This window comes from Niallia sp. (genome assembly GCF_031978665.1).
Taxonomy (GTDB): domain Bacteria; phylum Bacillota; class Bacilli; order Bacillales; family Cytobacillaceae; genus Niallia.
This window is the reverse complement of record NZ_DALZDK010000074.1, coordinates 1-6,389: the sequence shown is the minus strand read 5'-3', so window position 1 is coordinate 6,389 and position 6,389 is coordinate 1. Positions and strand designations below refer to the sequence as shown.

The 6,389-nt window shown below is 33.0% G+C and carries 10 protein-coding genes and 1 pseudogene; 8 read left to right on the top strand and 3 right to left on the bottom strand.

What is annotated here, in order from left to right; translation table 11 throughout:
• The 3 genes and pseudogenes from RTL21_RS23135 to RTL21_RS23125 all read left to right on the top strand — a co-directional run.
• Positions 1-110: pseudogene (locus tag RTL21_RS23135) on the top strand (5'-methylthioadenosine/S-adenosylhomocysteine nucleosidase family protein); the annotation flags it as partial.
• A gap of 72 nt (positions 111-182) precedes the next feature.
• Complete coding sequence (locus tag RTL21_RS23130; RefSeq protein WP_312099541.1) at positions 183-635, top strand: HIT family protein; 453 nt, start codon at positions 183-185, stop codon at positions 633-635.
• A gap of 200 nt (positions 636-835) precedes the next feature.
• Positions 836-1,150 carry a putative quinol monooxygenase gene (locus RTL21_RS23125; protein WP_312099539.1) on the top strand — a complete coding sequence of 105 codons (315 nt, stop codon included), beginning with the start codon at positions 836-838 and terminating at the stop codon, positions 1,148-1,150.
• Positions 1,151-1,913: 763 nt separating this feature from the next.
• On the opposite strand, the gene RTL21_RS23120 is transcribed toward RTL21_RS23125, so the two are convergent.
• From RTL21_RS23120 to RTL21_RS23110, 3 genes are all read right to left on the bottom strand, one after another.
• Positions 1,914-2,387, bottom strand: a complete 474-nt coding sequence (locus RTL21_RS23120) for a DMT family transporter (protein ID WP_312099537.1) — start codon at positions 2,385-2,387, stop codon at positions 1,914-1,916.
• An 11-nt stretch (positions 2,388-2,398) separates the two neighbouring features.
• Complete coding sequence (locus tag RTL21_RS23115; RefSeq protein WP_312099535.1) at positions 2,399-2,827, bottom strand: DMT family transporter; 429 nt, start codon at positions 2,825-2,827, stop codon at positions 2,399-2,401.
• Between the two features lie 82 nt (positions 2,828-2,909).
• Positions 2,910-3,224, bottom strand: coding sequence for an ArsR/SmtB family transcription factor (locus RTL21_RS23110; protein WP_312099533.1), 315 nt, complete (start codon positions 3,222-3,224; stop codon positions 2,910-2,912).
• Positions 3,225-3,591: 367 nt separating this feature from the next.
• Here RTL21_RS23110 and RTL21_RS23105 point away from each other — a divergent pair, with 367 nt between their 5' ends.
• From RTL21_RS23105 to RTL21_RS23085, 5 genes are all read left to right on the top strand, one after another.
• On the top strand, positions 3,592-4,041 hold the full coding sequence (locus tag RTL21_RS23105; protein WP_312099531.1) for a VOC family protein: 450 nt from the start codon (positions 3,592-3,594) through the stop codon (positions 4,039-4,041).
• A complete protein-coding gene (locus RTL21_RS23100) occupies positions 4,031-4,393 on the top strand; it encodes a YunG family protein (RefSeq protein WP_312099529.1) in 363 nt (120 codons plus the stop codon). The genes RTL21_RS23105 and RTL21_RS23100 overlap by 11 nt, the downstream gene beginning before the upstream one ends.
• Before the next feature lie 122 nt (positions 4,394-4,515).
• Positions 4,516-4,950 carry a GNAT family N-acetyltransferase gene (locus RTL21_RS23095; protein ID WP_312099527.1) on the top strand — a complete coding sequence of 145 codons (435 nt, stop codon included), beginning with the start codon at positions 4,516-4,518 and terminating at the stop codon, positions 4,948-4,950.
• Positions 4,951-5,197: 247 nt separating this feature from the next.
• The gene (locus RTL21_RS23090; protein ID WP_312099525.1) at positions 5,198-5,686 is read left to right on the top strand and encodes a tetratricopeptide repeat protein; all 489 of its coding nucleotides are present in this window, start codon (positions 5,198-5,200) and stop codon (positions 5,684-5,686) included.
• A 179-nt stretch (positions 5,687-5,865) separates the two neighbouring features.
• The gene (locus tag RTL21_RS23085) at positions 5,866-6,264 is read left to right on the top strand and encodes a VOC family protein (protein WP_312099524.1); all 399 of its coding nucleotides are present in this window, start codon (positions 5,866-5,868) and stop codon (positions 6,262-6,264) included.
• The last annotated feature ends 125 nt before the right edge of the window (positions 6,265-6,389 follow it).

Genomic DNA, 6,389 nt, shown 5'->3' with positions numbered 1-6,389 from the left:
GAAACGCTGATAAATTTGAATCAAATATGGAACAAATTAATGTTTATTTAGAAAACACACCTAAAGTTATGAATAAAATATTTGGTGAATATTTAGACAGATTTATATAAATAAGGTTACTTTTTTATAATTCAGTATAAGAAGGGTTAACGCTGTTAGGAATTCTTAAAGGGGGAATTAGAATGAGTGAAAGTTGTTTTATCTGTAATAAGCACGCTGGCAATATCGAAACTTCGGGAGTAAGGATTTATGAAGACGATTATGTATATGTTGGTCATATCGATAGAAAGGGTAAACCAAACTATTTAGGTCATATTATGATTGATTTAAAAAGACATACTCCCTCCCTTGCCGATATGACGGTAGAAGAAGCAAAGTCATTCGGAGTAATAATGGCAAGAGTAAGTAAGGCTCTTAAGGAATCAGAAAACGCAGAACATATCTATTCCCTTGTTTCTGGTAACACTGTTCCACATCTCCATATGCACATTGTTGCTCGTTACCCAAATACACCAAAAGAACATTGGGGTCCAATGGAAGTTTATGATTGGCAAGATGCTCCAATGGGAGACAACAATCAAGTTGTGAAACTATGCAATCGGATAAAATTATATTTGGAGAACCTTGATTCATAAGGGATTAGATGTTTTCTTTCTTATACCATAATTCAGTATAAGAAGGATTAACGCCTTAGGCTATTATAAAAGGGCTTTCTTATATAGCTAAAAGGACAGGTTATTCAAGAAGCCTTGATTAGTTTTATTTCTGAGAATAATAGGAGAAGCGGTTTAGATATCGAAATACTTAATAAGTAGAAAAATTAAGGAGGAAGGGCATGAGCAAATTTAGTTTATTTAACAAGTTTATCGTACAAGAAGGCGAAAAAGAAAAAATGATTGATTTTCTTTTAGAAGCGGCAGAATCAATGGAAAATCTAGATGAATGTGAAATATATCTAGTGAGTATTTCTGAGAATGAACCAAGTTCTGTTTATGTTTATGAAGTATGGGCTAATGAAGAAGCCCATCAAGCGTCTCTAAGTCTTGAAGCTACCCAAAGATTAATAAGTCGTGCGAAACCAATTATTACTGGTATGGAAAGAATCAGCACCTTAATAACAAAAGGCGGGAAGGGGATTTCTTCTAATTAGAATGAAACTGGATATATATTAGTCAGGATTCTTATTTTGCTATCGGGAAAGGTTAGTGTACTAGAAGTAAATACACCTTAAAGAATTACCAATTTTTTCAAGTGGTAATATGATATACTAAATATAACCTGTGTAAGAAATTACTTTTGGTTAATTAGATGAAATATTTGAAGGGAAAATGAGAAAATTCTTTTCGCTTTTATCTGTAATATCAACCTCAATAGGATTTATTATGTTTATTTCGATGTTCCAGAATGATGAAAAACTTCTTAACGCTTTATCGTTTGGAACTAATGGAAAGAGCTTTTTTATTATACTAAATCTCTACAATTTTATAGGTTTTTTGTTTGCTCTTTTCGCAGAAAGGAATAAGTATAGAATTTTATTGTTTATTTTTAGTATCTTAATGATATTAACTAGTCTATTCCTAACTTTTGTAGGCTTTTATGGTTTCTAAGAACCTTAATAAAATCTAATCCCATTGCTATTCATTGTATTATTTGATGGTATTAGTATATGAACGGATGCTTACTTAATTAAAAGGGTAAGCCTTTTTTCTTATGTTGCTAAAGGGGCAGGTTAGTGAAAGAAGGAAGTCACTATTTCTTACTACATAGTAGATATACTGCGCAATAAACACCTTTTTAGAGGATTTTGTGAAGGATTAGAAAAAGCCAATCTCCCTAATTAGGAAAATCAGCTTCTATTGCAGGGTACAATGTTTTTTGAAAATTAAGTTTAGTGTGAATCGAGTTTAGTTTAATTAAATACTTCGTGTTTGGGTTTCTTCGCTTGAACGTTTATTTCCTTTATAGATAAAATAAAGGGCAATAATCATAAAGAGTAATGCGAAGGCTCGTTTAATATCGAAAGCGATTACTAAACTATTAAACCAGCCAAAATGATCAATTAGCACACCAATTACAAGCTGACCAGCGATTCCAGCGATATTTGTTGCTATGACACCAATTTTTGGTACCGCCATAACGGTGAGAAGTAAGTACATTGTGCCTAAAAAAGCCGCACTTAATTGCCATTTAGGTGCATCTAGAATCGCAAGAATATTTCCTTGACCAAAAAAGAGAATAAAAATTGCTAAAAACATTGTCCCGGTTAGAAACGTTAAAAGTGTAGTTTCAATTGTTCCTGCTTTTCGACTAAATGTACCATTAATAGACGATTGTGCGCTTAGTGTGATACCTCCAAATAAGGTAAATAGAATCATTAATATCCCCATTATTAGACCTCCTAGTTAACTAAAATAAGAGCTATTATCATTGACATAACAGCAAATATTTTCTCTCTATTGATTCTTGTTTTTTTACTACCTAGCCAACCATAATGTTCAATAATCATACTCATTACCAATTGACCAATAATGACTGCAACCATGGTGATTCCAACACCAACAAAGGGAACACTAACCACAATGGATGTTAAATAAACCACTCCTAGCACACCACCAAGTAGTGACCATTTAGGTGCTTCAATAGCATATGAAAGCCTACCTTTCCCAAAGAATAGCCATAATAGAACCATGATTATTGATCCCATTAAAAAGTTGTAAAAACTGGTTTCCAATTGTCCTATTGTTTTGCCTAGTTCACCGTAGATAGCTCCTTCAAAACTAAGTGCTGCCCCTGCAAATAACGCTAGTAAATACGAGAAGTAACGCATTAAAAAAACCTCCTAAGTATCTTTATATTTATATATCTAGAATAATCGATATAAGTATTTGTAAAAAACAGAAATCCCCAACTTAGATTTCCGTTTTAAAATATTCAGCTAACTTACGAATCGCCTCTTCGTTTCTTCTGTAATAAGTCCACTGACCATAACGATCAGATTCGAGAAGACCAGCTTTCTGCATCATATTTAAGTAGTGTGAAACTGTAGATTGAGAAGCTTTAGCTTTTTCTTGAATATCTCCTACACAAACTCCGCCTTTATAGCTGACCTCCTTTGGCAGGTGAGCGCCTTGTTTAGGGAAATGCTTCTCCGGTTCCTTCAACCACTGTAAAATGTTAAGTCGAGTTTCGTTTGATAATGCCTTAAATACATCGATTGGTTCCATGTTTTATATTATATATCGATTTTTTTCGATATGTCAATTTTGAGATTTTCAAAGTATTGACTATTTTTCAGAGTTGATACCTTAAAGTATGTTAAGAGATGTACATAAACAAACGGGGGCTTACGTGTAATAAGAAAGACTAAAATTCAAGTAAGTCTTTGCTGCACAGTACAATGATACTGCGCAACAAACCTATCTAACTGCTTTAACATTGTGAAATAATACACTTAATCAATAGGGGGCATTAATCCAAGATGGATAAATGCCTTTTTATCTATTCAGGCACTAAAGGGGCAGGTTTGTTGAAGAAAGATATCAGAAAAATTAAAATAAGTAGAGAAGATATTATAACAAGGGGGGAAGTTCAGTGATAAAAGGACTCTACGAAGCACATTTACCTGTCAGTAATTTAGATGATTCAATCGAGTTTTATAAAAAAATAGGTTTAAACCTATATAAAAGATATGATAAAGTAGCTTTTTTTTGGATTGAAGAAGGAAAAAGTTGGATTGGTTTATGGGAAGGTTCAGAATCAAAATTACCTTATCACGTTTCATTAAGACATATCGCTTTTTATGTTGAATTAGAGGATATTAAGAGAGCAAAAGTTTGGTTAGAGGAACGAGGGATTGAAGTAAGGGATGAATTTCATAAAGGAACAGAGGAACCCGTAGTTGTACCTAGTCAAGCTCACGCTATGATTTACTTTGACGATCCAGATGGGAATCATTTGGAGTTTATTACAAGATTACCAAAAGAAATGGACCATTTAGAAAAAATGTATTTGAGTAGGTGGGAAGAATTATATGGAGTATAACACATTAAATATAAAACGTATGGAAGAAGCTCTGTATCATTCATGGTCTTTAGAATCTAGTTCAAAATGGAGTAAGGAGAATCCAGCATTGGGTCAATGTGGTGTATCTACATTAGTAGTAAGTGATATTTCAGGTGGAGAAATTAGGAAAACTAACCTTCCTAATGGATGGCATTTTTATAATTTTATTAATGGCAAACGGTATGATTTCACAGTTTCTCAATTTAGAGAAGATATCGTATACATGGATATTCCTTCTAATAGAGCAGAAGCATATATGGATACAAATGAGAAACAGTATAAATATTTAAAACAAAAAGTGTTACAAAACTTAGGAACCTATTCTAATTAACGGTGTAGCAATCCTCTAAAGAGTGAAGCCTTGCTTATAGTAGAAACGGGGCAGTTTTGTTAAGTAAAGAAAATGCCCTTTTTAAGTAATAATTGTTCAATAAAAAAATGGGAGTGATTTAAATGGGGATAAGAAAAGCAAAGGTTGAGGATTGGGAGCAAATCTCTTTGTTATTAAATCAGTTAGACTATCCTGATACAAGAACTTTTATAAAGGAAAAAATTGATACACTTCTTAGGAATCCGAATGAGGAATTATTAGTATTTGAAGAAAAGCAGAGTGTTATAGCTTTAATTTCGATTCATTTTATAGCTCAGTTAGCTGTAAAAGGAGATTTCGCAAGGATAAGTTACCTTGCGGTTGATAAGAACATCAGAAGTAAGGGGATAGGACGTAAGATAGAAGAATATTGCACTGATTTAGCCATAAAGAGAAATTGCGATCGAATCGAAGTGCATTGCCACTCAAGGAGAATAGATGCACATAGGTTTTATATGCGTCAAGGGTTTACGGAATCCCCAAAATATTTTATTAAAATGTTATCTCCAACTGAATAATATCCGGAAATGACGGAAAAAACATTTAATTTTAAAACTATTTGTCCATATTTCCTGTAATCATTCATATGGCACAAATTTTGCAGCATCCTGTACCAAATGAAAACTTGACTTATGGAATAAACGGGGCAGGTTAGTGAAAGACAGGTTAGTGAAAGAAGGAATTTTGCTTCTCCTATAGAATTACTAGTGGAACGGCGTTATGAGAGTAACATAGTGAAAGAAAGAAGTATTGGAGTTGTAAGAAATGAATAACAAACTTAATAAAGCAATAGATTTACGGAAGAATGGAGATCTCAAAGAATCCAACCAGGTGCTTAGTGAATTAGTAAGGGAATCTCCAGATGATGCTTTATATAATTATCAGTATGCTTGGAGCTTTGATATATTGGGAGAAGAAGAAAAAGCAGTGCCATATTACGAAAATGCTATAAAGATTGGAGGATTACCTCCTAAGGATATGGAAGGTGCAATATTGGGATTGGGTAGTACATATAGAGCCTTAGGAGAATATGAAAATTCAAAAGATGTATTTCTAAAAGGAATGGAATTATTCCCAGATAATCATGCAATTCAAGTATTTTATTCTATGACCTTATACAATTTAAAAGAACATAGTAAAGCGATGGAACTAATACTAAAGTGTTTAATAAATACGACAAATGACACAGAGTTACTAAGTTATAAAAGAGCTATAAATTTCTATTCAGATAAACTAGATGAAACTTTCAATTAAATTTTGTGTCCTTTCCTCAAACAAGGAGACGACTACTCTATGTCACAAACGGAGCAGTATTCCTGTAATAAGTGAAACTTTGCTTATGGAAGAAACGGGGCAGTTTAGTAAAAGATTGGATATTAAATAAAGGTTGAATTATAATTTAGAAAATAGATTCTAAAAGGAGTAGATTTATAATGGAAAAGGTCACACCATTTTTAATGTTTCAAGAGGGCAAAGCAGAAGAGGCAATGAATTTTTACACATCTCTGATTGAGGATTCAGCAATTACAAATATTGTTCGATATGGTGCAAATGAAAGTGGGGATGAAGGAACTGTTATGCAGGCTACTTTCACCTTAAAAGGTCAAGAATTTATGTGCATAGACAGCAATATTAAACATCAGTTTTCCTTCACACCTTCATTCTCATTATTTGTTACTTGTAATACTGAAGAAGAACTTGACAATCTTTATCAGAAACTGATTGAAGGTGGACAAGCACTTATGCCAATAGGAGATTATGGATTCAGTAAGAAATTTGGCTGGCTAAATGACCGTTATGGAGTTTCGTGGCAACTAAATTTACTTAAATAATATGAAGAACTTTATACCCTATCCATACCAATAAAAAAAGCATAAATTGTTAAACTAACGGGAGCGTTACTTGTGCGAAATGTTCCTAGCTTAAATGGAGGATGGCCACATCTCTCTAGTAAAGG

What these genes read in the sequence shown, in the direction of transcription:
- RTL21_RS23130 (WP_312099541.1), top strand. Translation starts at nt 183, where the DNA reads ATGAGTGAAAGTTGTTTTATCTGTAATAAGCACGCTGGCAATATCGAA.
- RTL21_RS23125 (WP_312099539.1), top strand. Translation starts at nt 836, where the DNA reads ATGAGCAAATTTAGTTTATTTAACAAGTTTATCGTACAAGAAGGCGAA.
- RTL21_RS23120 (WP_312099537.1), bottom strand. Translation starts at nt 2,387, where the DNA reads ATGGGGATATTAATGATTCTATTTACCTTATTTGGAGGTATCACACTA.
- RTL21_RS23115 (WP_312099535.1), bottom strand. Translation starts at nt 2,827, where the DNA reads ATGCGTTACTTCTCGTATTTACTAGCGTTATTTGCAGGGGCAGCACTT.
- RTL21_RS23110 (WP_312099533.1), bottom strand. Translation starts at nt 3,224, where the DNA reads ATGGAACCAATCGATGTATTTAAGGCATTATCAAACGAAACTCGACTT.
- RTL21_RS23100 (WP_312099529.1), top strand. Translation starts at nt 4,031, where the DNA reads ATGGAGTATAACACATTAAATATAAAACGTATGGAAGAAGCTCTGTAT.
- RTL21_RS23095 (WP_312099527.1), top strand. Translation starts at nt 4,516, where the DNA reads ATGGGGATAAGAAAAGCAAAGGTTGAGGATTGGGAGCAAATCTCTTTG.
- RTL21_RS23090 (WP_312099525.1), top strand. Translation starts at nt 5,198, where the DNA reads ATGAATAACAAACTTAATAAAGCAATAGATTTACGGAAGAATGGAGAT.
- RTL21_RS23085 (WP_312099524.1), top strand. Translation starts at nt 5,866, where the DNA reads ATGGAAAAGGTCACACCATTTTTAATGTTTCAAGAGGGCAAAGCAGAA.